29 protein-coding genes are annotated in these 23,948 nt (G+C 73.3%); 19 read left to right on the plus strand and 10 right to left on the minus strand.

Annotated features, from left to right (window positions below; all coding sequences use genetic code 11):
* From AB0F29_RS18850 to AB0F29_RS18865, 4 genes are all read right to left on the minus strand, one after another.
* Positions 1 to 156 (minus strand): DUF397 domain-containing protein (locus AB0F29_RS18850; RefSeq protein ID WP_361873674.1); only part of this gene is annotated, 156 nt, incomplete at its 3' end.
* A gap of 16 nt (positions 157 to 172) precedes the next feature.
* Positions 173 to 364, minus strand: a complete 192-nt coding sequence (locus AB0F29_RS18855) for a DUF397 domain-containing protein (protein WP_361873380.1) — start codon at positions 362 to 364, stop codon at positions 173 to 175.
* A 16-nt stretch (positions 365 to 380) separates the two neighbouring features.
* On the minus strand, positions 381 to 572 hold the full coding sequence (locus AB0F29_RS18860) for a DUF397 domain-containing protein (protein ID WP_361873382.1): 192 nt from the start codon (positions 570 to 572) through the stop codon (positions 381 to 383).
* On the minus strand, positions 569 to 1,450 hold the full coding sequence (locus tag AB0F29_RS18865) for a helix-turn-helix transcriptional regulator (protein WP_361873384.1): 882 nt from the start codon (positions 1,448 to 1,450) through the stop codon (positions 569 to 571). The genes AB0F29_RS18860 and AB0F29_RS18865 overlap by 4 nt, the downstream gene beginning before the upstream one ends.
* Positions 1,451 to 1,585: 135 nt before the next feature.
* On the opposite strand from AB0F29_RS18865, the gene AB0F29_RS18870 reads away from it, so the two are divergent.
* Positions 1,586 to 2,005 (plus strand): ATP-binding protein, encoded by a 420-nt coding sequence (locus tag AB0F29_RS18870; protein WP_361873386.1) that lies wholly within the window; start codon positions 1,586 to 1,588, stop codon positions 2,003 to 2,005.
* A gap of 373 nt (positions 2,006 to 2,378) precedes the next feature.
* Positions 2,379 to 3,437: a hypothetical protein gene (locus tag AB0F29_RS18875; RefSeq protein WP_361873388.1), complete on the plus strand. Its 1,059-nt coding sequence runs from the start codon at positions 2,379 to 2,381 to the stop codon at positions 3,435 to 3,437.
* Here the strand turns inward: AB0F29_RS18875 and AB0F29_RS18880 are convergent, their stop codons facing one another.
* Complete coding sequence (locus tag AB0F29_RS18880) at positions 3,438 to 3,962, minus strand: hypothetical protein (protein ID WP_361873390.1); 525 nt, start codon at positions 3,960 to 3,962, stop codon at positions 3,438 to 3,440. It lies immediately after the preceding gene.
* Between the two features lie 125 nt (positions 3,963 to 4,087).
* Here AB0F29_RS18880 and AB0F29_RS18885 point away from each other — a divergent pair, with 125 nt between their 5' ends.
* The 3 genes from AB0F29_RS18885 to AB0F29_RS18895 all read left to right on the plus strand — a co-directional run bounded on the left by AB0F29_RS18885 (position 4,088) and on the right by AB0F29_RS18895 (position 7,375).
* Complete coding sequence (locus tag AB0F29_RS18885; protein WP_361873392.1) at positions 4,088 to 5,446, plus strand: BTAD domain-containing putative transcriptional regulator; 1,359 nt, start codon at positions 4,088 to 4,090, stop codon at positions 5,444 to 5,446.
* A gap of 118 nt (positions 5,447 to 5,564) precedes the next feature.
* Complete coding sequence (locus AB0F29_RS18890) at positions 5,565 to 5,915, plus strand: YciI family protein (RefSeq protein WP_018960234.1); 351 nt, start codon at positions 5,565 to 5,567, stop codon at positions 5,913 to 5,915.
* A gap of 224 nt (positions 5,916 to 6,139) precedes the next feature.
* The gene (locus AB0F29_RS18895; RefSeq protein ID WP_361873675.1) at positions 6,140 to 7,375 is read left to right on the plus strand and encodes a DUF6596 domain-containing protein; all 1,236 of its coding nucleotides are present in this window, start codon (positions 6,140 to 6,142) and stop codon (positions 7,373 to 7,375) included.
* A 63-nt stretch (positions 7,376 to 7,438) separates the two neighbouring features.
* On the opposite strand, the gene AB0F29_RS18900 is transcribed toward AB0F29_RS18895, so the two are convergent.
* Positions 7,439 to 7,816 (minus strand): hypothetical protein, encoded by a 378-nt coding sequence (locus AB0F29_RS18900; RefSeq protein WP_361873395.1) that lies wholly within the window; start codon positions 7,814 to 7,816, stop codon positions 7,439 to 7,441.
* Between the two features lie 195 nt (positions 7,817 to 8,011).
* Between AB0F29_RS18900 and AB0F29_RS18905 the strand changes: the two genes are divergently transcribed.
* Positions 8,012 to 9,367 carry a M14 family metallopeptidase gene (locus tag AB0F29_RS18905; RefSeq protein WP_361873397.1) on the plus strand — a complete coding sequence of 452 codons (1,356 nt, stop codon included), beginning with the start codon at positions 8,012 to 8,014 and terminating at the stop codon, positions 9,365 to 9,367.
* 75 nt (positions 9,368 to 9,442) lie between these two features.
* Here AB0F29_RS18905 and AB0F29_RS18910 read toward each other — a convergent pair whose 3' ends face one another.
* Positions 9,443 to 9,853 carry a PIN domain-containing protein gene (locus AB0F29_RS18910; protein WP_361873399.1) on the minus strand — a complete coding sequence of 137 codons (411 nt, stop codon included), beginning with the start codon at positions 9,851 to 9,853 and terminating at the stop codon, positions 9,443 to 9,445.
* Entirely contained in the window at positions 9,850 to 10,071 is a 222-nt protein-coding gene (locus AB0F29_RS18915) for a type II toxin-antitoxin system VapB family antitoxin (RefSeq protein WP_265599845.1), read from the minus strand. The genes AB0F29_RS18910 and AB0F29_RS18915 overlap by 4 nt, the downstream gene beginning before the upstream one ends.
* 90 nt (positions 10,072 to 10,161) lie before the next feature.
* Here AB0F29_RS18915 and glmS point away from each other — a divergent pair, with 90 nt between their 5' ends.
* From glmS to AB0F29_RS18955, 8 genes are all read left to right on the plus strand, one after another.
* The gene (gene glmS / locus AB0F29_RS18920) at positions 10,162 to 12,009 is read left to right on the plus strand and encodes a glutamine--fructose-6-phosphate transaminase (isomerizing) (RefSeq protein ID WP_361873401.1); all 1,848 of its coding nucleotides are present in this window, start codon (positions 10,162 to 10,164) and stop codon (positions 12,007 to 12,009) included.
* 41 nt (positions 12,010 to 12,050) lie between these two features.
* Positions 12,051 to 12,419 (plus strand): holo-ACP synthase, encoded by a 369-nt coding sequence (locus AB0F29_RS18925; protein ID WP_361873403.1) that lies wholly within the window; start codon positions 12,051 to 12,053, stop codon positions 12,417 to 12,419.
* 305 nt (positions 12,420 to 12,724) lie between these two features.
* The gene (locus tag AB0F29_RS18930) at positions 12,725 to 14,173 is read left to right on the plus strand and encodes an NAD(P)H-hydrate dehydratase (RefSeq protein ID WP_361873405.1); all 1,449 of its coding nucleotides are present in this window, start codon (positions 12,725 to 12,727) and stop codon (positions 14,171 to 14,173) included.
* Between the two features lie 39 nt (positions 14,174 to 14,212).
* Positions 14,213 to 14,608 carry a DUF488 family protein gene (locus AB0F29_RS18935; protein ID WP_361873677.1) on the plus strand — a complete coding sequence of 132 codons (396 nt, stop codon included), beginning with the start codon at positions 14,213 to 14,215 and terminating at the stop codon, positions 14,606 to 14,608.
* 69 nt (positions 14,609 to 14,677) lie between these two features.
* Positions 14,678 to 15,850 (plus strand): alanine racemase, encoded by a 1,173-nt coding sequence (alr, locus tag AB0F29_RS18940; protein ID WP_361873407.1) that lies wholly within the window; start codon positions 14,678 to 14,680, stop codon positions 15,848 to 15,850.
* Entirely contained in the window at positions 15,847 to 17,085 is a 1,239-nt protein-coding gene (locus AB0F29_RS18945) for an alpha/beta hydrolase (RefSeq protein ID WP_361873409.1), read from the plus strand. Before alr ends, AB0F29_RS18945 begins: the two co-directional genes overlap by 4 nt.
* Positions 17,054 to 17,644: a tRNA (adenosine(37)-N6)-threonylcarbamoyltransferase complex ATPase subunit type 1 TsaE gene (gene tsaE / locus AB0F29_RS18950; protein WP_361873411.1), complete on the plus strand. Its 591-nt coding sequence runs from the start codon at positions 17,054 to 17,056 to the stop codon at positions 17,642 to 17,644. The genes AB0F29_RS18945 and tsaE overlap by 32 nt, the downstream gene beginning before the upstream one ends.
* Positions 17,645 to 17,778: 134 nt before the next feature.
* Complete coding sequence (locus AB0F29_RS18955; protein WP_018960249.1) at positions 17,779 to 17,961, plus strand: hypothetical protein; 183 nt, start codon at positions 17,779 to 17,781, stop codon at positions 17,959 to 17,961.
* A gap of 41 nt (positions 17,962 to 18,002) precedes the next feature.
* On the opposite strand, the gene AB0F29_RS18960 is transcribed toward AB0F29_RS18955, so the two are convergent.
* Complete coding sequence (locus AB0F29_RS18960; RefSeq protein ID WP_361873413.1) at positions 18,003 to 18,599, minus strand: hypothetical protein; 597 nt, start codon at positions 18,597 to 18,599, stop codon at positions 18,003 to 18,005.
* Positions 18,600 to 18,733: 134 nt separating this feature from the next.
* Between AB0F29_RS18960 and tsaB the strand changes: the two genes are divergently transcribed.
* Genes tsaB through AB0F29_RS18980 form a run of 4 tightly spaced genes read left to right on the plus strand, consistent with a single transcriptional unit; the run spans position 18,734 to position 21,289 of the window.
* On the plus strand, positions 18,734 to 19,381 hold the full coding sequence (gene tsaB, locus AB0F29_RS18965) for a tRNA (adenosine(37)-N6)-threonylcarbamoyltransferase complex dimerization subunit type 1 TsaB (protein WP_361873679.1): 648 nt from the start codon (positions 18,734 to 18,736) through the stop codon (positions 19,379 to 19,381).
* Positions 19,382 to 19,410: 29 nt separating this feature from the next.
* Positions 19,411 to 19,905, plus strand: coding sequence for a ribosomal protein S18-alanine N-acetyltransferase (rimI, locus tag AB0F29_RS18970; RefSeq protein WP_361873681.1), 495 nt, complete (start codon positions 19,411 to 19,413; stop codon positions 19,903 to 19,905).
* On the plus strand, positions 19,905 to 21,023 hold the full coding sequence (gene tsaD / locus AB0F29_RS18975; RefSeq protein ID WP_361873415.1) for a tRNA (adenosine(37)-N6)-threonylcarbamoyltransferase complex transferase subunit TsaD: 1,119 nt from the start codon (positions 19,905 to 19,907) through the stop codon (positions 21,021 to 21,023). Before rimI ends, tsaD begins: the two co-directional genes overlap by 1 nt.
* Positions 21,020 to 21,289 carry a hypothetical protein gene (locus AB0F29_RS18980; protein WP_018960254.1) on the plus strand — a complete coding sequence of 90 codons (270 nt, stop codon included), beginning with the start codon at positions 21,020 to 21,022 and terminating at the stop codon, positions 21,287 to 21,289. The genes tsaD and AB0F29_RS18980 overlap by 4 nt, the downstream gene beginning before the upstream one ends.
* A gap of 102 nt (positions 21,290 to 21,391) precedes the next feature.
* Here AB0F29_RS18980 and AB0F29_RS18985 read toward each other — a convergent pair whose 3' ends face one another.
* Complete coding sequence (locus tag AB0F29_RS18985) at positions 21,392 to 22,177, minus strand: TetR/AcrR family transcriptional regulator (protein ID WP_361873417.1); 786 nt, start codon at positions 22,175 to 22,177, stop codon at positions 21,392 to 21,394.
* A gap of 127 nt (positions 22,178 to 22,304) precedes the next feature.
* Here AB0F29_RS18985 and AB0F29_RS18990 point away from each other — a divergent pair, with 127 nt between their 5' ends.
* On the plus strand, positions 22,305 to 23,876 hold the full coding sequence (locus AB0F29_RS18990; protein ID WP_361873419.1) for an MFS transporter: 1,572 nt from the start codon (positions 22,305 to 22,307) through the stop codon (positions 23,874 to 23,876).
* Positions 23,877 to 23,948: the final 72 nt, after the last annotated feature.

Raw genomic sequence — 23,948 nt, forward strand, 5'->3', positions numbered from 1 at the left:
GGCGGACGGGGTGAAGCCGAGGTGCGGGCCGTGGGTGGGGAGTTGCTTGGAGTCGCGTACGTGGATGGTGGCGGGGGCGGTGGCGACCTCGACGCACTGCGGGCCGTCGTTGGTGCTGTAGCTGCTCTTGACCCAGTTCAGCTCGGTGCTGTTCACGTCTCTCCCGGTGGGCTCAGGCCTGTGAGGCGTACGTGACGAAGTCGGCCCAGGCGGACGGGGTGAAGCCGAGGTGCGGGCCGTGGGTGGGGAGTTGCTTGGAGTCGCGTACGTGGATGGTGGCGGGGGCGGTGGCGACCTCGACGCATGCGGGGCCGTCGTTGGTGCTGTAGCTGCTCTTGACCCAGTTCAGCTCGGTGCTGTTCACGTCTCTCCCGGTGGGCTCAGGTCTGTGAGGCGTACGTGACGAAGTCGGCCCAGGCGGCGGGGGTGAAGCCGAGGTGCGGGCCGCCGGTGGGGAGTTGCTTGGAGTCGCGTACGTGGATGGTGGCGGGGGCGGTGGCGACCTCGACGCAATCAGGGCCGTCGTTGGTGCTGTAGCTGCTCTTGAACCAGGTCAGCTCGGTGCTGTTCATGTCTCTCCCAGCAGTTTCTCGATGAATTCCCGTGACAGCCGAGGAGTGAGGGCCTGCGCCCGGATCAGGTTGTATCGCATCTCCAGGATCTGCACCTCGCGTGGGTTGGTGATCAGCCCGCTGATGAGCTGGACCTCGTTGTGCCCGACCGTCTTTCCGTCCTTGAGCTTAAGGATCCGGTGTGAACCGCCGAGACCCGCGTGCTCCTCCGCCTCCATCGGCATGACCTGGATCTCGACATGCCGCAAATGACTCAGCTCAAGCAGGTGTTCGAGCTGGCGGCGTAGGACCATTCTGCCTCCGGTCCGCCTCCGCAGGGTCGACTCCTCCTGGACGAAGGTCAGCAGCGGCGCGGGCCGTCGGTCGAAGACCACCTGTCGGGCCATCCGGGCTGCCACCAAACGCTCGATGTTGTCCTCCGTGTACGCGGGCCGTCGCTCGCGGTACAGAGCGCGCGCGTACTCCTCGGTCTGGAGCAGTCCGTGGATGACGACCCCCGCGTACGCGCCGAGTTCGACGGCCTCCGCCTCCAGCTTCGTCAGGTCGCGGACCTTCCTCGGATACCGCGCCTCCTCCACGTCCTTCTTCATCGCCGAGATCTTGCCGCCCGCGCCCACGGCGTAGTCGGTCTTGTCCAGGAACTCCGGCTTCGGGATGCGCCGGCCGCCCTCGACCTTGAAGACCAGGTTCTCGCTGTACCCGATGGCCGTGCCCAGCTCGGCGGCGCGCAGTCCGGCCGACTCGCGCCAGAGTTTGATCTGTCGGCCGACCGCCGCGATGACCGCACCGGAGTCGTCCTCCAGGCCGAAATCCTGGTCCTCGTCGTCCCCGTCGAGCGCCGTGCGGTCCTCGCGGTCCTGGTTGTTCATGTCAGTCATGCGGCAGAAGCCTCCACCCGTGTCCGTGTGCCGGACGTGTACGGCGGGGACGGGGCCCGGTACACCGGGGACAGTCACTGTCCGTACGCGCGTCAGTGCTTCTCAGAGTAGATACGTCCGGACACTCTGAGTGACATGAACCAAAGAATCACCCAACCGAGGGCTCGCACCGGACAGTTCGCCGTCCAGCTCTCCGCCACCCGTCGGGGCGCTCGCCTCGCCCGCCTGCTCGCCACCGAACAACTGCGCTCCTGGGGGCTGCCGCTGGAGGACGCGGGGCTCGTCATCGGCGAGCTGGCGACCAACGCAGCGCTGCACGGGTACGTCCCGGGGCGGGACTTCCGGATCCTGCTCAGCGTGTACGACGACATCCTGCGGATCGAGGTCGTCGACACCCGGGGTGACCGGGACCCGGTGAAGCGGGACCCGGCCGCCGACTCCGAGAGCGGGCGCGGGCTGTTGCTCGTCGAGGCGTTGTCGGTGCGGTGGGGCACGGAACACGGGCCGTTCCCGCGCAAGACCGTCTGGGCGGAGGTGGCGCTCACCGGATCGTGACTACCGCGACCCGGTGAACCGCGACCCGGTGAACCGCGACCCGGTGAGCCGGGATGTGGGTGGCCGCGACGCGGTGGACCGCGTCGCGGTCACCCACGACGTAAAAGCTTTTGAGTATGTGTCTTTGAGTACTGGGGAAATAACCCAACCCGACCCTGAGCGGGCCAGTGGCTACCCCTGGGTGCGCGGGCGCGTGAGCGCGCGTACGCGCCGTCACTCACATGGGTGAAGTGTGCCAACCGGGCTGGATTTATGACCTGTTGGCGGGCATATGCTCACGCTGACCACCACCACCCCAGACATTGAGACGGCCCCCGGCCGGGACTGGCATCCCGACCGAAGGCCTGACCACCAAGGAAGAAGAAGCTTCCCGATGGATACCCAGCAGGTTAGCGCGCCCTCGCGCGCCCCGTCCTCCGGTGTTGTACACATCAACATCCGGCTCACCGACGGCTACTCGATCATCTCCAACCGGCTCTCCCAGCACCGGGGCATGTCCCTGCTGGCCATCGGCCTCGGCACCCACATCCAGTCGCTGCCCGCCGGGAGGCGCGTCGGCGTCAAGGCGCTCGCCGCGATCTTCCCGGAGAGCGAGTCGCGCATCGCCGCCGCGCTGCGGGAGTTGGAGCACCACGGGTTCCTGCGCCGCATCCGGGAACGCGTCCAGGGCGGGCGGGTCGCCACGCGTACGGAGTCGTACAACCACCCGGAGGCGGCTGCCCGGCGGACGGGGGCCGAGGCTGGGGGGACTTCAGCGGCGGCTCCTGCCCCTGTCCCTGTCCCTGTCCCTGCCCCTGCCCCTGCCCCTGCCCCTGGTCCTGGTCCTGGTCCTGGTCCTGGTCCTGGTCCTGGTCCTGGTCCTGGTCCTGGTCCCGTTCCCGCGCCGGAGCCGCCTGTACGGGAGGCGGTGCCTGCCCCCGCTCCCGCACCCGTACCGTCACCGGAGCGTGAGCCCGAGTCCGAGCCCGAGCCCGCACCCGAGCCCCGGCTCGTGCCGGTGCCTGCCGCGCCCAAGCCGCCGCCCCCGCCGTTGCCCTTCCCCCGCAGGCCCACCGCCGCGTTGTTCGACGAGGCCGCCCGCCTTCTCGCCGGGCTCCAGGTCTCCGCACCCCAGTTCGTCCTCTCCGAGACGGACGTGGAGCGGCTCACCCCCGGCGTCGCCGCCTGGCTGGAGCGGGGTGTGCGGCCGGACGCCGTGCGGGGCGCGCTCACCGACGATCCGCCCGTGCCCCTCCGGCACCCGGCGAAGCTGCTGCGGCACCGGCTCATCGCCCTCCTTCCGCCGCCCCCGCCCGCCGCCGTGCCCGTCGTCCCCCTCCAGAACTGCGACGCCTGCGACCGGGCCTTCCGGTCGTCCGTGCCGGGGTGCTGCGGAGAGTGCCGCGACGTCCGCGCGTACGCCGACGACCTGCCGTGCCTGCTCGGCGCGTGATCAGTCGATGCGGTCGCAGATGCTGTCCGTCGCGACCACCGGTCCCGCCACGGTCTTGGCTCCGGTCGGGCTGATGCCGATGGTGTAGACGCCGTCGACGACGTACATCCCCCGTGCGAGGTTGCCGTCCCCGACGCCCACCAGCACCGGGCCCACCACGCGCCAGAACTGGGACCCGGAGGCGTACACGTCGACCACGGCGGAGCCGCTCACGTCGGCGTCGTAGTGCGCCCCGGTCTCCTTGTTCGTCACCCGGACCACGAGGTCGCCCTTGTACGCGCTCCGCGTCACGCCCTCGGCGGGCGGCGGCAGTTCGCGTCGTACGACCTTGTCCACGATCGGCTCGCCGTGGATGGCGAACGCGCACCGCTCGCCCGCCGTGACGTCCCAGGGGGCCGAAGGGGCCGGTTCCCAGCCGGAGCCCTGCGGAGGGGCGGTGGCCGGGGTCGCCGCCGCAGGGACCGTGCCGAGTGCCACCACGGCCACGCAGGCCGTGCCGAGAGTGCCGAGAACGATGCTGCGCATGAAAACTCCCCAGAAGCAGTAGTGCTGTTCGCCGAAGGATGCCGCAGGCCGCTCACCAGAGACTCACCACGGTGCGGGCCAGGTCGGGGTGGCCCCGCGAGCGGGGGCGGTTGGATGCTGTGCCGATGGAATTCCAGTTGCTCGGGCCCTTCGTCGTCCTCCACCGGGAGCGCCCCGTACTCGCGGGGCTGCGCCGTCAGGAGCGGTGTCTGCTGGCCGTCCTCGCCCTGGAGGCGGGTCGGGCCGTTCCGACCGGCAGGCTCATCGACCTGCTCTGGAACGGCGAGGCCCCGGACGGGGCCCGGTCCACCGTGCACACGTACATCGGCAGACTGCGCGCCGCCCTCGGGCCCGAGGGCGTGCAGCTGGAGACGCGGAACGACGGCTACCTCCTCCGCCCCGACGGCCACGAGATCGACGCCCGCGCCTTCGAGGACGCCGTGCGCGACGCCTCGGCGGCCGTGGACGACGAGGAGCGGGTGCTCCGCTACGACCGGGCACTGGAGCTGTGGCGGGGGGAACCGCTCGCGGACGTCGCGGACGAGGCCCTGCGCGACCGGATCGGCCGGCCGCTCGCCGCGCTGCGGCTGTCGGCGGCGGAGGAGCTGGCCAGGCTCCTCCTCTCGCTGGGGCGGCACGAGCGCGTGGCCGCCGAGCTGCCCGCGATCGCCGAGGAGCATCCCGAACGCGAACGACTCGTCGCGGACAGCATGGTCGCCCTGCACCGCAGCGGGCGGCCGGCGGACGCGCTCGGGCTCTACCGGGCCACCCGCGACACCCTGCGCTCGGCCTTCGACGCCGAGCCGGGGCGGGACCTGCGGACCCTGTACGACCGGATACGCCGGGACGACCCGGACCTGCGGCGGCCCGCGCCACCCACGTACGCCGTTCGGGTGCGGGGGGTGTGGCTCCCGTGGAACACCAGCGGGGACCCCGCCCTGGAGTTCTGCAACACCTACGCCGGGTGGGGCGGCGAGCGACTGCCCGGCTCCGAGTGGCTCCCCGGCTACCGCTCGCTCGCGATCTGGGCCGGGCACCTGGACCTCCTCGACGACCGTACGGTCACCCGGCTGCTGCGGAGGGCGGATGAGCGGCCCGAGGAGGCGAGCGCCGCACTCGCCGGCGCGCGGGAGTTCCGGAGCGCGTTGTACGGCTGTCTCACGGAGGAGAGGGGCCGGGGCGACGACGGGGCGTTCGCCCGGGTCGCCGAGGTGGCCCAGGAGGCCATGCGCCACGCCGTCTTCGTGCGGAGCGACGACGGCCTCGGGCGCTGGAGGCCGCACCCGGATTCCGGGCCGCGGCTCCCGCTGTACGCCGTTGCCCAGCGCGCCGCGGACCTGCTCGCCGACCCCCGTCGCCTCACCGTCCGCGTCTGCCCGGGGAAGGGCTGCGGGTGGCTCTTCCTCGACGCGGGCGGGCGACGCCGCTGGTGCAACATGGGCGTCTGCGGGCGCGCGGCGGCGGGTGTCCAGGGCCCGCCGTGAAAAAGATCCGGGCGGTGTGTCGATCCCGGCCGGTCCCGATCGTCGTCATGGTGTAAGCAGCCCTGAGGGCTGGGACCACACAGGCGACACAGGCGACACAGGCGAGAAGGAGCCGACCATGAAGTACATGCTGCTGATCCACAGCGGGGCCGTCGACGAGCAGGGCGGCGCGCCCCAGTGCACCGTCGAGGACTGGATGGCCTACGACAAGGCCGTACGCGACGCGGGAATCCACGTGTCCGGGGAGTCGCTGGCCGACCTGGTGACCGCGACCACCGTGCGGGTCTCGCCGACGGGGGAGCGGACCGTGACGGACGGGCCGTTCGCCGAGACGCGGGAGCTGCTGGGCGGGTTCCTCGTGATCGACGTGCCCGACCTCGACGCCGCCCTCGACTGGGCCGCGCGCTGTCCCGGCTCGCGCGACGGCGGCTCGGTCGTCGTCCGGCCGGTCGCGGACTTCGGGGCCTGAGAGCCGTGCCGGGCGACGGAGTGCTCCCGGAGGAGGGAGTGCCCCCGGGGGAGGGCGAGCCCCAGGGGGAGGCCGTGTCCCCAGGGAAGGGTGTGCCCCCGGGCGCGGGTCAGCCCCCAGGGGAGGAGTTCCCGGAGAAGTCCCCGGAGACGTTCCCGGCATCGTTCCCGGAGGAGTCCCCGGAGGAGTCCCCTGAGAAGGGCGTTTCCCCGCGCGAGGGCCGGGTGGCCGCCGAAGCCGTCGAGGCGGTGTTCCGGGAGGAGCGCGGGCTGCTGCTCGCCTCCCTCGTCCGCCGGTTCGGCGACCTCGACCTGGCCGAGGAGGTGACGTCCGAGGCGATCGAGGCCGCGCTGCGGCACTGGCCCGCCCAGGGCGTCCCCGACCGCCCCGGGGCCTGGCTGCTGACGACCGCCCGGCGGCGGGCGGTGGACCGGCTGCGGCGCGACCAGGCATACGCGGCCCGGCTCGCCGTCCTCCAGGCAGACGCGGAACGGGCCGAGGCCGTCGCCCCCGTGGCCGACATCGCCGCGATCGGTGAACTCCCCGACGACCGCCTCCAGTTGTTCTTCACCTGCGCCCACCCCGCCCTCGCCGCCGAGGACCGCACCGCACTGACCCTGCGGTGCCTCGCCGGGCTCACCACGCCGGAGGTGGCGCGGGCGTTCCTCGTGCCGACGGCGACCATGGCCCAGCGCATCGTGCGGGCCAAGAAGAAGATCCGCGAGGCCCGGATCCCGTTCCGGGTGCCCGGCCCCGACGAACTGCCCGAGCGGCTGCCCGGAGTCCTCCAGGTCGTCTACTCGGTCTTCACGGAGGGGTACGCGGCCAGCTCCGGGCCCCGTCTCCAGCGGCTCGACCTGGCCGAGGAGGCGATCCGGCTGGCCCGGATACTGCACCGGCTGCTGCCCGCCGAGCGGGAGAGCGCCGGGCTCCTCGCGCTGCTGCTCCTCGTCCACGCCCGGCGCGACGCGCGGACCGGGCCGGAGGGCGAGCCGGTGCTCCTGGAGGACCAGGACCGGGGGCGCTGGGACCGGCCGATGATCGAGGAGGGCCGCGCCCTCGTCGTCCGGGCGCTGACCGGCGGGCCGGCCGGACCGTACGGGGTGCAGGCCGCGATCGCCGCCCTGCACGACGAGGCGGCGGAGGTGGCGGCCACGGACTGGCCGCAGATCGTGGCCCTGTACGACGTGCTCCTCACGCTCACCTCGTCCCCCGTGGTGGCGTTGAACCGCGCCGTGGCGGTGGCGATGCGGGACGGGCCGGGGGCCGGTCTCGCGCTGCTCGACGCGTTGGCGGGGGAGCCCCGGCTGCGGGCGTACCCGCCGTACGCCGTGGCGCGGGGGGACCTGCTCGGCCGGCTGGGGCGCGACGGGGAGGCCGCTGAGGCGTACCGGGAGGCGCTGGAGCTCGCGGGCACCGAGCCGGAGCGGGCCGCGCTGCGGCGGAAGCTGGGGGAGTAGGGGGCTTCCGCTTCTCCGACGGGGCCTCCCGCACTTCCGCGGCAGCAGCAAAGCCTCCTGCCTCTACAGCAGCAGGAACACGACGACCACGGCGAACGCCACTACCACCACCCCGTAGAGGTTGATCTTCCACTTCGGGACCTCGTACGTCTCGCCGATCAGGGCCTTCGCCCTGATCTTCTCCATGTCCGGCCTCATGGCCACGATCAGGAGAGCCAAGGAGAGCAGGGAGACCGAGAAGATGACCAGCGCCTCCACCTCCGAGTGGTCGTGTGCGCCGCGGAACCCCAGGACGGCGACAGTTCCGAGGGCGGGCGCGATCAGTGAGTAGGCCGTCGCCCTGCGGTTCCTGAAGCAGAAGTGGACCGCTGCCAGGAGCGACGCGGACGCGACCACCGACACGATCCACCACTGACCCGTCGTCAGACTCTCCGTCGACACCCTTTGTCCTCCCCGCTGTTCGTGATCCGCCTCGCGTCGAAGCGGATTCGGACCCATTCTCCTGCCGGTCTCCGGTCGCCCGAACAGGAGGGGATGGCCGGAACGACTGTCTTGACCCGCTCATGACATGAGTCCATCCTGTGCCCGTCGCACAGCTCCACCCCCCCCACCCCGACGGACCCAGGAGATGCCAGCATGCGACTCGTCACCGCACGGAGATCCCGGCCGACGAAGGCCCGGCGCAACGCCGCCCTGACCATCCTGCTCGCCCTCGCCCTCGCGGCCCCCGCCACCACCGTGGCGACCGCCGGGGACGCGGCCCCGAACGTGGCCGTCGCCGCGGACGAGCAGACGCTCCAGTACGAGATCACCGGGCGCACCACCCCCGCCGCCCGCACCGACATCGCCCGCGCGGGCGTCTCGATCGACGAGGTCCACGACCACGGCGTCGTGATCACCGCGGACGCCGCCCAGGCCCGGAAGCTCCGGGCGCGCGGCCACGTACTGGCGGCCCTGCCCGCCCCGGACGCCGAGCCGCGCGCGGCGGACGGCGTGAGCGCCCTCGACTTCCCGCCCGCCGACTCCCGCTACCACAACTACGCCGAGATGAACGCGGCGATCGACGCCCGCATCGCCGCGAACCCCTCGATCATGAGCAAGCGCGTCATCGGCAAGACCTACCAGGGCCGCGACGTCATCGCGGTCAAGGTCAGCGACAACGTCGCCACCGACGAGGCCGAGCCCGAGGTCCTGTTCACCGCCCACCAGCACGCCCGCGAGCACCTGACCGTCGAGATGGCGCTCTACCTGCTCCGCGAACTGGGCCAGGGCTACGGGTCCGACTCCCGGATCAAGCAGGCGGTCGACGGCCGGGAGCTGTGGATCGTGCCGGACATGAACCCGGACGGCGGCGAGTACGACATCGCCTCCGGCTCGTACCGCAGCTGGCGCAAGAACCGGCAGCCCAACTCCGGCTCCAGCGCGGTCGGCACCGACCTCAACCGCAACTGGGCCTACAAGTGGGGCTGCTGCGGCGGCTCCTCCTCCAGCCCCTCGTCCGAGACCTACCGGGGGGCGGCCGCCGAGTCCGCGCCCGAGACGAGGATCGTGGCGGACTTCGTGCGCAGCCGGGTGATCGGCGGGAAGCAGCAGATCACGGCGGCCATCGACTTCCACACGTACAGCGAACTGGTGCTGTGGCCCTTCGGCTACACGTACAACGACACCGCCCCCGGCATGACCGCCGACGACCGCAACGCCTTCGCGGCCGTGGGCCGGAAGATGGCGGCGAGCAACGGATACACCCCCGAGCAGTCCAGCGACCTGTACATCACCGACGGGTCCATCGACGACTGGCTGTGGGGCTCGCAGAAGATCTTCGGCTACACCTTCGAGATGTACCCGCGCTCGGCGTCCGGCGGCGGCTTCTACCCGCCCGACGAGGTCATCGAGCGCGAGACCTCCCGCAACCGGGACGCGGTGCTCCAGCTGATCGAGAACGCGGACTGCATGTACCGGTCGATCGGCAAGGAGGCGCAGTACTGCTCCTGATGGTGGCGCGGTGCTGCTCCTGATGGGCTGAACCCGCTCCGGTGTGGGAACTCCGCACGGGCCCGCACCGGAGCTTCAGGCCACGTCATGGACGCTGTGCTCGCCGAGATCCGGGGCGTGCCGGGCGACCGTACGGTAGTCGAGGTCGTCATGGAGGACCGTCAGGCCGTGATGGGCTGCCGTGGCGGCGATGAGGAGGTCCACGGCGGAGGCGCTGCGGTGCTGCCCGGCGCGTGCCATACGGTGCTGGACCGAGGCGACCCAGCGTCCCGCGCTCTTCGGCACGGAGACGTCCGGGTAGAGGTCGGTGAACATCTCCACGATCTCGTCGTACTCGCGTGCGCTCCGGGCCCCGTGCAGGAACTCCGCTCGCTGCGGATAGCAGGAGGCGATCGTCCCGGCCTCGATCGCATCGGACCACGCCGACTGCAGAGAGATGTCGGAGAGCAGCCGGACGAGGCCCGAGGTGTCGAGCAGGTAGATCACCGGCCGTCCTTCTCCGCCCGATGCCGCCGCTCGGCGTCCTCGACAGCACCCCACTCGCGCGCGCGCTCGAAGTGGCGGCCGATCCGCGCCGCACGCTCCTGCTGCTCCGCGTAGAAGCGCAGGGCGAGGTTGACGGTCTCCTTCTTCGTCCGGGCCTTGGACAGGGCCATCGCCCGCTCCAAGGCTTCATCGTCTATGTCGATCTGGGTCACTGACATGTCCGGCCGCCCCTCGTGTGGGTCATGTACAAGGAATTGTATGCGACCAACATTCCTCTCGCGAAGCGCTTCCGGCCTTAGGGTGCCGCTATGTGCGGAATCGTGGGTTATGTCGGGATGCAGTCGGCGCAGGACGTCGTCGTCGCAGGACTCAAGCGCCTCGAATACCGGGGCTACGACTCGGCGGGCGTCGCCGTTCTCGCGGACGGCGGGCTCGCCGCCGCGAAGAAGGCGGGCAAGCTCGTCAATCTGGAGAAGGAGCTCGCCGCCCGGCCGCTGCCGGCCGGGCGGACCGGGATCGGGCACACCCGCTGGGCGACGCACGGAGCGCCCACCGATGCCAACGCCCACCCGCATCTGGACAACGCGGGCCGGGTCGCCGTCGTGCACAACGGGATCATCGAGAACTTCGCGGCCCTGCGCCGCGAGCTGACCGGACGCGGCCACGCCCTGGAGTCGGAGACGGACACCGAGGTCGTCTCGCACCTGCTGGCCGAGGCGTTCTCGGCCGGCGGGGACCTCGCGGAGGCGATGCGCCAGGTGTGCCGGCGGCTGGAGGGGGCCTTCACCCTGGTCGCCGTGCACGCGGACCAGCCGGACGTGGTGGTCGGCGCCCGGCGCAACTCACCGCTCGTCGTGGGCGTGGGGCAGGACGAGTGGTTCCTCGCCTCGGACGTCGCCGCCTTCATCGCGCACACCCGGTCCGCCGTCGAGCTGGGCCAGGACCAGGTCGTCGAGCTGAGCCGCGAGGGCGTCGTCGTCACCGGGTTCGACGGGGAGCTCGCCCAGGTGCACGCGTACCACGTCGACTGGGACGCGTCCGCCGCCGAGAAGGGCGGCTACGCCTCCTTCATGCTCAAGGAGATCGCCGACCAGCCCCGGGCCGTCGCCGACACCCTCCTCGGCCGGGTCGACGGGGAGGGCACGCTCCACCTCGACGAGGTGCGCATCCCTGCCGCCGATCTGCGCGAGGTCGACAAGGTCGTCATCGTCGCCTGCGGGACCGCCTTCCACGCCGGGATGATCGCCAAGTACGCCATCGAGCACTGGACCCGGCTGCCCTGCGAGACCGAACTCGCCAGCGAGTTCCGCTACCGGGACCCGATCCTGGACCAGCGCACCCTCGTCGTCGCCATCTCCCAGTCCGGCGAGACCATGGACACCCTGATGGCGCTGCGGCACGCCCGCGAACAGGGCGCGAAGGTGCTCGCCATCTGCAACACCAACGGCTCGACGATCCCGCGCGAGTCCGACGCCGTCCTCTACACGCACGCAGGGCCCGAGGTCGCCGTCGCCTCCACCAAGGCCTTCCTCACCCAGCTCGTCGCCTGCTACCTCGTGGCGCTCTACCTCGGCCAGGTGCGCGGCACCAAATGGGGCGACGAGATCCGTACGGTGGTGCGCCAGCTCTCCGCGATCTCCGGCGAGGTCGACCGCGTCCTCACGACGATGGAGCCCGTGCGCGAGCTGGCCCGGTCCCTCGCCCACCACGACACGGTGCTGTTCGTCGGCCGGCACGTCGGCTACCCGGTCGCCCTCGAAGGGGCGCTCAAGCTCAAGGAACTCGCCTACATGCACGCCGAGGGCTTCGCGGCCGGCGAGCTGAAGCACGGGCCGATCGCGCTCATCGAGGAGGGTCTCCCGGTCGTCGTCATCGTGCCGTCACCGCGCGGCCGTTCGGTCCTCCACGACAAGATCGTGTCCAACATCCAGGAGATCCGGGCCCGGGGCGCGCGCACCATCGTCGTCGCCGAGGAGGGCGACGAGGCCGTCGTCCCGTACGCCGACCACCTCATCACGGTCCCCGCAACGCCTACGCTGCTTCAGCCGCTGGTCGCCACCGTGCCGCTCCAGGTCTTCGCCTGCGAACTCGCGACGGCCCGCGGCAACGAAGTGGACCAGCCGCGCAACCTGGCGAAGTCCGTGACCGTGGAGTGACCCGGGACGCGCCCGGGCGACGAGGTGACAGGGGTGGGTTCGTGATCATCGGGGTCGGCATCGACGTGGCCGAGATCGAGCGCTTCGGCGCGGCGCTGGAGCGTACGCCGCAGCTGGCCGACCGGCTCTTCGTCGAGAGCGAGCTGACGCTGCCCAGCGGCGAGCGGCGCGGGATCGCCTCGCTCGCCGCCCGGTTCGCCGCGAAGGAGGCCCTGGCCAAGGCGCTCGGCGCACCCGGCGGGCTGCTCTGGAGCGACGCGGAGGTCTGGGTCGAGGAGAGCGGGCAGCCCCGGCTGCGGGTACGCGGCACGGTCGCCGCCCGCGCCGCCGAACTGGGTGTACGGGGCTGGCACGTCTCGCTCAGCCACGACGCGGGGGTGGCGTCGGCGGTGGTCATCGCCGAGGGGTGAGCCTCGTGGTCCCACGGCGGCCGTCGCATACGGGTGGCTCCGGCGCGGTGGGCGTACGGCGTGCGGGTGGCTCCCGTGCGGTGGGCGGCCGTTTCGTGCGGGTGGCTCCCGCACGGTGGGCGGCCGTCGCGTGCGAGTGGCTCCCGCACGGTGGCCGTCACGTACGGGTGTCCCTCGCGGTGGGTGTACGGGCGTGCGCGTGGCTCCCGCGCGGTGGGCGTACGGGCGTGCGAGTGGCTCCCGCGAGGCGGGCGTACGGCGTACGGGGGTGGCGTCGGCCCGCGTGATCGCGGAGGGTTGGGCCCATGCGACGTGCCTACAGCGTGGAGACCGTACGGGCCGCCGAGGCCGCCCTCATGCAGCGGCTGCCGGAGGGCGCCCTGATGCGGCGCGCCGCCGCCGGGCTCGCCGTGGCCTGCGGCGACCTGCTGCGGCGCAACGGCCGGGTGTACGGGTCCCGGGTCCTGCTCCTGGTCGGCAGCGGCGACAACGGCGGCGACGCGCTGTACGCGGGCGCCCGCCTGGCCCGCCGGGGCGCGGGCGTCCGGGCCCTGCTGCTCGCCCCCGACCGGGCCCACCCCGGCGGCCTCGCCGCCCTGCTGGCGGCCGGGGGACACGTCGTCGACGGGCCGGACGGGCTCGGCGTGCTCGACCTCGTCGTGGACGGCATCACCGGCATCGGCGGGCGCGGCGGGCTGCGCGAGGACGCCACCGGGCTGCTGCACACCGTGACCCGGGACCGTACCCCGGTCCTGGCCGTCGACCTGCCGAGCGGGGTGGAGGCCGACACCGGGGAGGTGCACGGCGACGCGGTCCGGGCGGACGCGACGGTCACCTTCGGCACCTACAAGCCCGGCCTCCTCATCGACCCGGCCGCCGAACACGCCGGGGCCCTGCGGCTGGTGGACATCGGGCTCGGCCCGGAACTGCCCGAGCCGCCGGACCTGGAGGCCCTCCAGTACGCGGACGTCGCCGCGCTGCTCCCGGCGCCGGGCCCGGAGAGCGACAAGTACCGGCGCGGCGTCGTCGGCGTCGTCGCCGGGTCCGAGCGCTACCCGGGCGCCGCGGTCCTCGCGGTCGCGGGCGCGCTGCGCGGCGGGGCCGGGGCCGTGCGGTACGTCGGACCGGGCGCGGACGCGGTGATCGCCCGCTACCCCGAGGCGCTGGTGCACGCCGGGCCGCCGTCGGAGGCCGGACGCGTGCAGGCCTGGGTGGTCGGGCCCGGGCTCGGCGACGGGCGGAGCGCCAAGGCGGCCGTCGCCGACGTCCTGGCCACCGACGTCCCCGTGCTCGTCGACGCGGACGGGCTGCGGCTGCTGGACGCCGAGACCGTACGGACCCGGACCGCGCCGACCGTCCTCACCCCGCACGCCGGGGAGGCCGCCGCGCTCCTCGGCACGGCCCGCGAGGAGGTCGAGGCCGGGCGGCTGGCCGCCGTGCGCGAACTGGCCGCCCGCTACCGCGCCACCGTGCTCCTCAAGGGCTCCACGACCCTGATCGCGGAGGCCCGCGACACCCCCGTACGGGTCAACCCGACCGGCACCTCCTGGCTCGCCACGGCGGGCAGCGGCGACGTGCTCTCCGGGCTGACCGGGTCCCTGCTCGCGGCCGGACTCGCCCCGCGCGACGCCGCGTCCGTGGGCGCGTATCTGCACGGGCTCGCCGCCCGGCACGGCTCGGACGGGGCCCCGGTCTCCGCGCAGGACGTCGCGGACGGCATCCAGGCCGCCTGGCGCGACGTGCGGGCGGGGTGAGGAGGGGGCCATGCTGGGAGCCCCGGCAGAAGGGCGGTCCTGGCAGTGAGCGAACCCGTACGCGTACGCAGGGTCTACGACCCGCCGGAGGACGGCGACGGCACCCGGGTCCTGGTCGACCGGCTCTGGCCCCGGGGCGTCTCCAAGGAGCGGGCCGCGATCGACGTATGGCTGAAGGACGTCACGCCATCGGACGAGCTGCGCTCCTGGTACCACCAGGGCGGCCGCTCCGGCGAGCGTCACGACGGCTTCGTCGAGCGCTACCGCACCGAACTGGACGACCCGGCGCACACGGAGGCCGTCGAGCGGCTCGTCGGCCTGGTGCGCGAGGGCGGTCCCGTCACGCTGATCACCGCCGTGAAGGACGTGGACGACAGCCATGTCCCGGTCCTGGTCGACCACCTGACCCATGTGATGAAAGGGAAACGTACGTAACGTGCATAAGGTTGGATATCGGCGTGCGCCGTCGGAGAGGCGGCCGACGCCTCTGAGAGACTGGGCGCGATGAACGAGACAGCGTCCCTGAGAGCCCGTGCCGAGATCGACCTCGCCGCGCTGCGTGCCAACGTGCGCGTCCTGCGCGAGCGGGCGGCCGGGGCGCAGCTCATGGCCGTGGTGAAGTCCGACGGTTACGGGCACGGGGCCGTGCCCTGCGCGCGGGCCGCCCGCGAGGCCGGGGCGACCTGGCTGGGAACCGCGACCCCGCAGGAGGCCCTCGCCCTGCGCGCGGCCGGACTCGACGGCCGGATCATGTGCTGGCTGTGGACGCCCGGGGGCCCCTGGCGCGAGGCGATCGAGGCCGGCATCGACGTGTCGGTCAGCGGCATGTGGGCGCTGCGCGAGGTCGTCGCGGCCGCCGGCGCGGCCGGCCGGCCGGCCAGGATCCAGCTCAAGGCCGACACCGGCCTCGGCCGCAGCGGCTGCCAGCCCGCCGACTGGCCCGAGCTGGTCACCGGAGCGCTGGCCGCCGAGCGGACCGGACAGGTGAGGATCACCGGCCTCTGGTCCCATTTCGCCTGCGCCGACGAGCCCGGCCACCCCTCGATCGCCGCCCAGCTCGGCGTCTACCGCGACATGGTGGCGTACGCCGAGAAGGAGGGCGTGGAGCCCGAGGTGCGGCACCTGGCCAACTCCCCGGCCACGCTCACGATCCCCGAGGCGCACTTCGACCTCGTGCGGACCGGCATCGCGATGTACGGCATCTCGCCCGCCCCCGAGCTGGGCACGCCCGCCGACTTCGGGCTGCGGCCCGTGATGACGCTCGCCGCCTCCGTCGCCCTGGTCAAGGACGCCCCGGCCGGACACGGCGTCAGCTACGGCCACCACTACACGACGACCGCCGAGACGACCCTCGGCCTGATCCCCGTCGGCTACGCGGACGGCGTCCCGCGCCACGCGTCGGGCACGGGACCCGTCCTGGTCGGCGGCAAGGTGCGCACGGTCGCGGGCCGGGTCGCCATGGACCAGTTCGTCGTCGACCTCGACGGCGACCGGCCGGAGGCGGGCGCGGAAGCGGTGCTGTTCGGCCCGGGAGACCGGGGCGAGCCGACCGCGCAGGACTGGGCGGAGGCCGCCGGCACCATCGCGTACGAGATCGTCACCCGCATCGGCTCCCGGGTGCCCCGGGTGTACGTGAACGGGACGGCCGACGAACCGACCGGGAGCGTGCCGCGGTGAGCGAGAGCGACGCGGGGGCCGTGGTGGCCGCGACCGCCGCCGGCGCGGCAGGCTGGCGCCGGGCCGGGATCGCCGGAGCCGCCATAGGGGTGCTCGCCGCCGGCGCGGCCGCCGGGGTCGCCGTCGAGCGGCTCACCGTCGGGCGCGGCATGCGCAAGAAGGCCCGCCTCGCGCTGGACGCCACCGGGCCCTACGGCTCGCTGCGCGGCACGCCGGGCCGGGCTGTCGCCGACGACGGCACCGAGCTGTACTACGAGATCGACGAGGTGGAGGACGCTCCGGCGGCCGACGAGGGCCCCGGCGCGTCCGGTGCCCGCCGCCGCAGGCTCTTCGGGCGCAAGGCCCCCGCCCCGGTCACCGTCGTCTTCAGCCACGGCTACTGCCTCGGCCAGGACTCCTGGCACTTCCAGCGGGCCGCCCTGCGCGGCCTCGTACGCGCCGTCTACTGGGACCAGCGCAGCCACGGCCGCTCCGGGCGCGGCCGGGCCCAGGCGGACGGGGTGCCGCTCGGCATCGACCAGCTCGGCCGCGACCTGAAGGCGGTCATCGACGCGGCGGCCCCCGAGGGCCCGCTGGTGCTGGCCGGGCACTCCATGGGCGGCATGACGATGATGGCGCTGGCCGACCGGTACCCGGCCCTGATCCGCGACCGGGTCGCCGCCGTGGCCCTGGTCGGCACCTCCAGCGGCAAACTCGGCGAGGTCAACTTCGGGCTGCCGGTGGCGGGCGTGAACGCGGTGCGCCGGGTGTTGCCCGGGGTGCTGAAGGCGCTCGGCTCGCAGACGGAGCTGGTGGAGAAGGGGCGGCGGGCCACGGCCGACCTCTTCGCCGGACTGATCAAGCGGTATTCGTTCGGCTCGCGGGACGTGGACCCGGCGGTCGCCCGGTTCGCGGAACGGCTGATCGAGTCCACCCCGATCGATGTGGTCGCCGAGTTCTACCCGGCCTTCACCGAGCACGACAAGAGCGGTGCGCTGCCCGCGTTCCGGGACGTGCCCGTGCTGATCCTGGCCGGGGAGAAGGACCTGGTCACCCCCAGCTCCCACAGCGAGGCCATCGCCGACGTCCTGCCCGACGCCGAGCTGGTGATCGTGCCGGACGCCGGGCACCTGGTGATGCTGGAGCACCCGGAGACGGTCACCGACCGGCTGGCCGACCTGCTCGTACGCAGCGGCACCGTGCCGGGCGCTAACGTTGGCGGACATGGAAGCACCGCACAGCGGCCCGGCCGCTGAGACCGTTCCGGAGACAGCGGGGGCGACCGCTCCCGAGCCCGCCGGGGCCGTACCTGAGCCCGCCGGGGCCGTACCCGAGGCCGTGACGGTGACGCTCACCGTCACCTCGCCCGAGCAGATGCAGGACCTGGGCCGCCGGCTCGCCCGGGTGCTGGCCCCCGGCGACCTGGTCATGCTCACCGGGGAGCTGGGCGCCGGGAAGACGACGCTGACCCGGGGCCTCGGAGAGGGCCTCGGCGTGCGCGGCGCGGTCACCTCGCCCACGTTCGTCATCGCCCGCGTCCACCCCTCGCTGACCGGGGGGCCCGCCCTGGTCCACGTGGACGCGTACCGCCTGGGCGGCGGGCTCGACGAGATGGAGGACCTGGACCTGGATGTGTCGCTGCCGGAGTCCGTGGTGGTCGTGGAGTGGGGCGACGGCAAGGTGGAGGAGCTGGCCGACGACCGGTTGCGGGTCCTCATCGACCGCGCGACGGGCGACACCGGCGACGAGCGGCGCGAGGTGACCCTGGTCGGTATCGGGAAGCGCTGGGCGGGGCTGCGGGCGGACCTGGAGTAAAGCTCCGGGAGTAGCCTTCCCGACAAGGCGTCGGTAAATTGTTGCGTCCGGACCCATGGTCGTGGTCACATGGGTACGAGGCGTGGTTAGGTTTACCTAACTTCGCCCTCCATCGGAGCATCAAGGAGGCATCCATGCCGACGCCCGAGCGCGCAGCGCAGCCGCGACCGACTCCGTCCGCCCTGTCGATGAAGGACCTGCTGGCCTCGTGCGCCGCGGCCACCGCGGTCTCCACCCCGCCGAGCGACGAGGCCGGTGAGCCGGAGGCGGCGGACCGGGGTGTGATTCCCCCGCCGGCCAGGCGCGACGCCGCGTAGCGGGGGTACCTCCGCTACGGGACGTGCGGGGGTTACCTCCGCTACGGGACGACGACGACCTTCGCGCCGACCGTCGCGAAGGTCCACATCGCGTTGCCGTCCGCGCGCTTCATCCGGACACCGCCGGTCTTCGACGTCGGGTCCGGGCTGGCCATCGAGCCGTCCTGCGCCGCGCTGAAGCCGATCGCCACCTCGTCCACGTTCGCGAAGCGGACCACGTGCTCGATCGGGACGCCGTCCGAACCCCGGACCGTGCCCGACCGCGAGGTCACCTTGTGGACCCCGGGAGGCGGGCTGACGGGGCTCGGCATCACGGTGAAGGTGCGGATCGCCTCGTCGGACTCGTCGACCAGCCACACCCGGCGGTCCTTCAGCGCGTACACGACGCGCTCGCCCTCGCCGGACGCCGCCGGGACCGCCAGCGGGTCGGCCGTGGGCTTCGGCTTGGCGGAGGGCTGGGCCGAGGCCGAGGCGGTGGGCTTCTTGCCGGGCGTGGACGCCACCGAGGCAGGGGCGTTCGCCGAGGCCTGGTAGGCGAGGAAGGCGACCGCGGCGACCGCCGCCGCAGTGAGCCCGGCCACGATTCCCGAGCTTCCCCTAGCCACCGTGAAATCCCCTTTCGACTGCCGTTGCCGCATGTCGTACAAGCGTTTACGTCGTACCCGCGGATACCCGGTGACGGTAGCAGCAGGGACGGGGCGGGCCGGGACGCCGTACGGACGCCGTAACGCCGTCGGCGGAGCCGTAGGCTGTTTGCGTGCTCTTGCTCGCCATGGATACCGCCACGCCCGCCGTCACCGTCGCCCTGCACGACGGCACGTCCGTCATCGCCTCATCGGGACAGGTCGACGCCCGCAGGCACGGGGAGCTGCTGCTCCCCGCCGTCGACCGGGTCCTCGCCGAGGCAGGGACGAAACTCGACGCCGTGACGGATGTGGTCGTGGGCGTCGGCCCCGGCCCGTACACCGGTCTGCGGGTCGGCCTGGTCACCGCCGCCACCTTCGGCTCCGTCCTCTCCGTGCCGGTCCACGGCCTGTGCACCCTGGACGGCCTCGCCTACGCCGCCGGCCTGGAGGGCCTGGAAGGGCCGTTCGCCGTGGCGACCGACGCGCGCCGCAAGGAGGTCTACTGGGCGCGGTACGAGGACGCCCGCACCCGTTCGGGCGAACCCGCCGTCGACCGGCCCGCCGACATTGCCGGAGCGCTGGCCGGGCTCCCCGTGGTCGGCGCGGGCGCGGTGCTCTACCCGGACGCCTTCCCGGACGCGCGCGGCCCCGAGCACGTCGCCGCCGGGGCGCTCGCCGGGCTCGCCGCCGAACGCCTCGCCGCCGGACAGGAGCTCCTGGAGCCCCGGCCGCTGTATCTGCGCAGGCCCGACGCGCAGGTCCCGAAGAACTACAAGGTGGTCACCCCCACGTGAGCACCGCCACCGCCGCCGTACTTCGCGAGATGCGCTGGTGGGACATCGCGCCGGTGCTCGACCTCGAACACGCGCTGTTCCCGGACGACGCCTGGTCGCCCGGCATGTTCTGGTCCGAACTGGCCCACGCCCGCGGCCCCGGCGCCACCCGCCACTACGTCGTCGCCGAGGACCCCGCCACCGGGCGGATCACCGGCTACGCCGGGCTCGCCGCCCTCGGCGACCTGGCCGACGTCCAGACGATCGCGGTCAGCCGCGAGGCGTGGGGCACCGGCCTCGGCTCCGAACTCCTCGCCGACCTGCTGAAGGCCGCCACCGACTTCGAGTGCGCCACGGTCCTCCTGGAGGTCCGGGTCGACAACGCCCGGGCGCAGAAGCTGTACGAGCGCTTCGGCTTCGAACCGATCGGCTTCCGGCGCGGCTACTACCAGCCGGGGAACATCGACGCCCTGGTCATGCGCCTGACCATGCAAGAGCAAGCAGTGCACGAGCACGAGCACGCACCAGAGACCGGGACTGAATGATGGCTGTCGACGAACCCCTCGTACTCGGCATCGAGACCTCCTGCGACGAGACCGGCGTGGGCATCGTGCGCGGTACGACCCTGCTCGCGGACGCCGTCGCCTCCAGCGTCGACACCCACGCCCGCTTCGGCGGCGTCGTCCCGGAGATCGCCTCCCGCGCCCACCTGGAGGCGATGGTCCCCACCATCGAACGGGCCCTGAAGGAGGCCGGGATCAGCGCCCGCGACCTCGACGGGATCGCCGTCACCTCGGGCCCCGGCCTCGCCGGAGCGCTGCTCGTCGGCGTCTCGGCCGCGAAGGCGTACGCGTACGCACTCGGCAAGCCGCTCTACGGGGTCAACCACCTCGCCTCGCACATCTGCGTCGACCAGCTGGAGCACGGCCCGCTGCCCGAACCGACGATGGCCCTGCTGGTCAGCGGCGGCCACTCCTCGCTCCTGCTGGCCCCCGACATCACCAGTGACGTCCGGCCGCTCGGCGCGACGATCGACGACGCGGCGGGCGAGGCGTTCGACAAGATCGCCCGCGTGCTGAACCTCGGCTTCCCCGGCGGCCCGGTCATCGACCGGCTCGCGAAGGAGGGCGACCCGGCCTCGATCGCGTTCCCGCGCGGCCTGACCGGCCCGCGCGACGCCCCGTACGACTTCTCCTTCTCCGGGCTCAAGACCTCCGTCGCCCGCTGGATCGAGGCGAAGCGCGCGGCGGGCGAGGAGGTGCCGGTCCGGGACGTGGCGGCGTCCTTCCAGGAGGCCGTGGTGGACGTGCTCACCCGCAAGGCGGTCCGGGCCTGCAAGGACGAGGGCGTCGACCACCTGATGATCGGCGGCGGCGTCGCGGCCAACTCCCGGCTGCGCGCCCTGGCCCAGGAACGCTGCGAGCGGGCCGGCATCCGGCTGCGGGTGCCCCGCCCCGGGCTCTGCACCGACAACGGGGCGATGGTCGCGGCGCTCGGCGCGGAGATGGTCGCCCGCAACCGCCGCCCCTCCGACCTGGAGCTGTCGGCCGACTCCTCGCTGCCGGTCACGGAGCCGCATGTGCCGGGGGCCCACCACGAGCACACGCATGAGCACACGCATGACCACGTGCACGAGATCAGCAAGGACAACCTGTACTCATGAGCGCCGCGACCATCGTCCTGATGTGGGAGGCCCGCGCCGCCGAGGGACGCGGCGGCGAACTCCTGGAGTGGGCGCGGGCACGGGCCGCCGAGCTGGCCCGCGAACCCCACCGCAGCGAACTGCTGCGCGCCCCGCAGGACCGGGTGCTGGTGATGACGTGGTGGCAGGGCGCCTCGTACGGCGACGACCTCCCCGAACTCCCCGAGCCCGACGCCGCCCTGATCACCCGCCCGGTGCACCGCTGGCGCTTCGAGGCGGTGGGCTGAACGCGCGAGAACCGGGCGGGGGCACCGCGACCCTGCGGCCCGGTCCGCGGCCCTGCGTTCCGGCGGCCCGGTCCGTGAGGCTTCCGTGCCCCGGCGGCCCGGTCAGGCCTTCGCGTTCCGCGTCCCGCGCCTGAGCAGGCCGTCCACGATCGCTTCGAGCTCCTCGACGGTCTCGTAGTCGGCGGCGTACTCCCGCCAGCGGTCCTTGACCTCGGTGAGCCGGGGCAGCTCCGCCGCGTCCTGCTCGGTGACCATCTCCGGGAAGAACTCCCGCCGCGACGGGTTCTCCGCCCGACGGGCCGCCGCCCTGCGGAAGACCAGGTCCCCGTAGACGTAACTCCAGATCGTCCGGTACGCCCGCACCGAGCGGGCCGGGGAGAGGCCGCAGGCGAGCGCGCAGTCGATGATCTCCTCCACCATCCACAGCGCGTTGCGGTCGGTCAGCTCGCCCAGCGCCAGGATGTCCAGCACCCAGGGGATCCGGCCGATGATGTCGTGCATGTGCGCGGCCACCGCCACCAGCCGCTCGCGCGGGTCCTCGGGCAGCTCCGGGCGCGGGAACGCCGCCGCCGTTCCGGACAGGGTGAGCATCAGCAGCTCGTCCTTGTCCTGCACGTAGTGGTAGAGCGCCATGGGTGTGCTGCCCAGCTCCTTCGCCACCCGCCGCATGGACAGGGCGGCCACGCCCTCCTCCTCGACGATGCGACGCGCGGTGGCGACCATCACCTCCGGGTCCAGTCGGCGCGGCCGCCCCACCGGCCGCCCCACCGGCCGCCCCACCGGCCGTCCCGCCGGCCGGCCCGTGGACTGCTCGGACGCGTCCGGTTTGCCGCCCGTCACCGGATTTTTCATCTTCTTTGTCTTCTTTGTCTTCTCGGTGCCTGACACCTGGGCATTCTCTCCTTCCGGGGCCCTGCTCCGGTCCGCCGCGGGACCCTCCCGATGCATCGGCGCCTATTTTCTATACGTGTATGGTAATTCCCGGTCGAGGGAAGCGCGAAGCGAAGGGGACGTCATGGACGGCGCGGGGAAGAGCGGGACGGGAAGAGGTCCCGAGGGCGGGGCGGCGGGCGCGCCGGGCGTGGGGGCCGCCGGGGGCGCGGGGGAGCGGCACGCCCGGTGGCTGCTGGTGGTGGCGCTCACGGTGCAGTTCCTGGTGTCGCTGGACATGTCCGTGGTGAACGTCGCGCTGCCCGACATCCGCAGCGACCTCGGCTTCGGCGGGGAGGGGCTGCTGTGGGTCGTGAACGCCTACGCCCTCGCCTTCGGCGGGCTCCTCATGCTCGGCGGCCGGCTCGCCGATCTGGCCGGTCCGCGCCGTGTCCTGACGGCCGGTCTGGTGCTCTTCGGTCTGGCCAGCCTGGCCGGCGGGTTCGCCTGGTCGCCCGGGTCGCTGGTGGCGGCGCGGGCCGTCCAGGGCGTCGGCGCGGCGGCCCTCTCCCCGGTGGCGTTCGCCCTGATCACCCTCGCCTTCCCGGCCGGGCCCGCCCGGTCCCGGGCGCTCGGGCTGTGGGGCATGGCGGGCGCGGCGGGCGGCGCGGTCGGGGTGCTGGCGGGCGGGGTGCTCACCGACGCGACGGGCTGGCGGTCCGTGATGCTGGTCAACGTGCCGATCGTCGCCTTCGCGCTGGCCGCCGCCGCGCGCACCGGACCCGTCGGCGGGGGGCGGCGGCCCGGGGCGCGGCTGGACGTGGCCGGGGCGCTGCTGGTCACGGCCGGGACGACGCTGCTGGTCCTCGGTCTGGTGCGGGCCTCGGACCATGGCTGGGGCTCGGCGGTCACGCTCGCCTCCCTCGGCGCCGCGGTGATCCTGCTGGCCGCCTTCGTCGCCGTCGAGCTGCGGACCGCGTCCCCGCTGCTCCGGCCCGGCCTGCTGAGGGGGCGGCCGGTGCTGACCGCGAACCTGTTCTGTCTGCTGCTGGCCTCGGCCCAGTTCGGCGCGTTCTACTTCGTCTCGCTCTACATGCAGCTGGTCCTCGGGTTCGGGCCGACCGCCGCCGGGTTCGCGTTCCTGCCGTTCTGCGTGGGCGTCGTCGCCGGCTCGATCCTCGCCACCCGGGCGGTCGCCGTGCTCGGCATCCGCCGGCTGATGACGGCGGGCGCGACGCTGGCCGCGCTCGGCATGGCCTGGTTCGCGGCGACCGCCACGGTCGACGGCGGCTTCCTCGTCTCCATCCTCGGCCCGTCGCTGCTCTGCTCCTTCGGCATCGGGCTCTGTTTCGTCCCGCTAGGCACGGCCGCGACGACCGACGTGGCCACCGGCGAGACCGGCATGGCCTCCGGGCTGCTCAACAGCTCGCGCCAGGTCGGCGGCTCGCTCGGCCTCGCGGTCCTGGTCACCGTCGCCGCCCGGGTCACCGGAGGCTCCACCGGGCGCACCGAGCTGTCCTCGGGGTACGCGGCCGCGTTCTGGGCCGCCGCCGGGCTCCTGACGGCGGCCGCGCTGGCGGCGTACGTCCTGCTGCCGGCGGAGCGGAAGGCCCTCGGCGGGCCGACGGACGCCGAGCGGGGCCGGGGGGCCGAGCGGGACCGGGGCGCCGAGCGGGACCGGGGCGCCGAGCGGGAGGGCGACGCCGCTTCCCGCTGAGCCCGTACCGCCCCCGCTTTCCGCTGAGCATGTACCGCCCCCGCTTCCCGCTGAGCCCGCGCGGGTGGGGGC

Origin of the sequence: Streptomyces sp. NPDC026589, from assembly GCF_040638385.1 — a bacterium.
GTDB lineage: Bacteria > Actinomycetota > Actinomycetes > Streptomycetales > Streptomycetaceae > Streptomyces.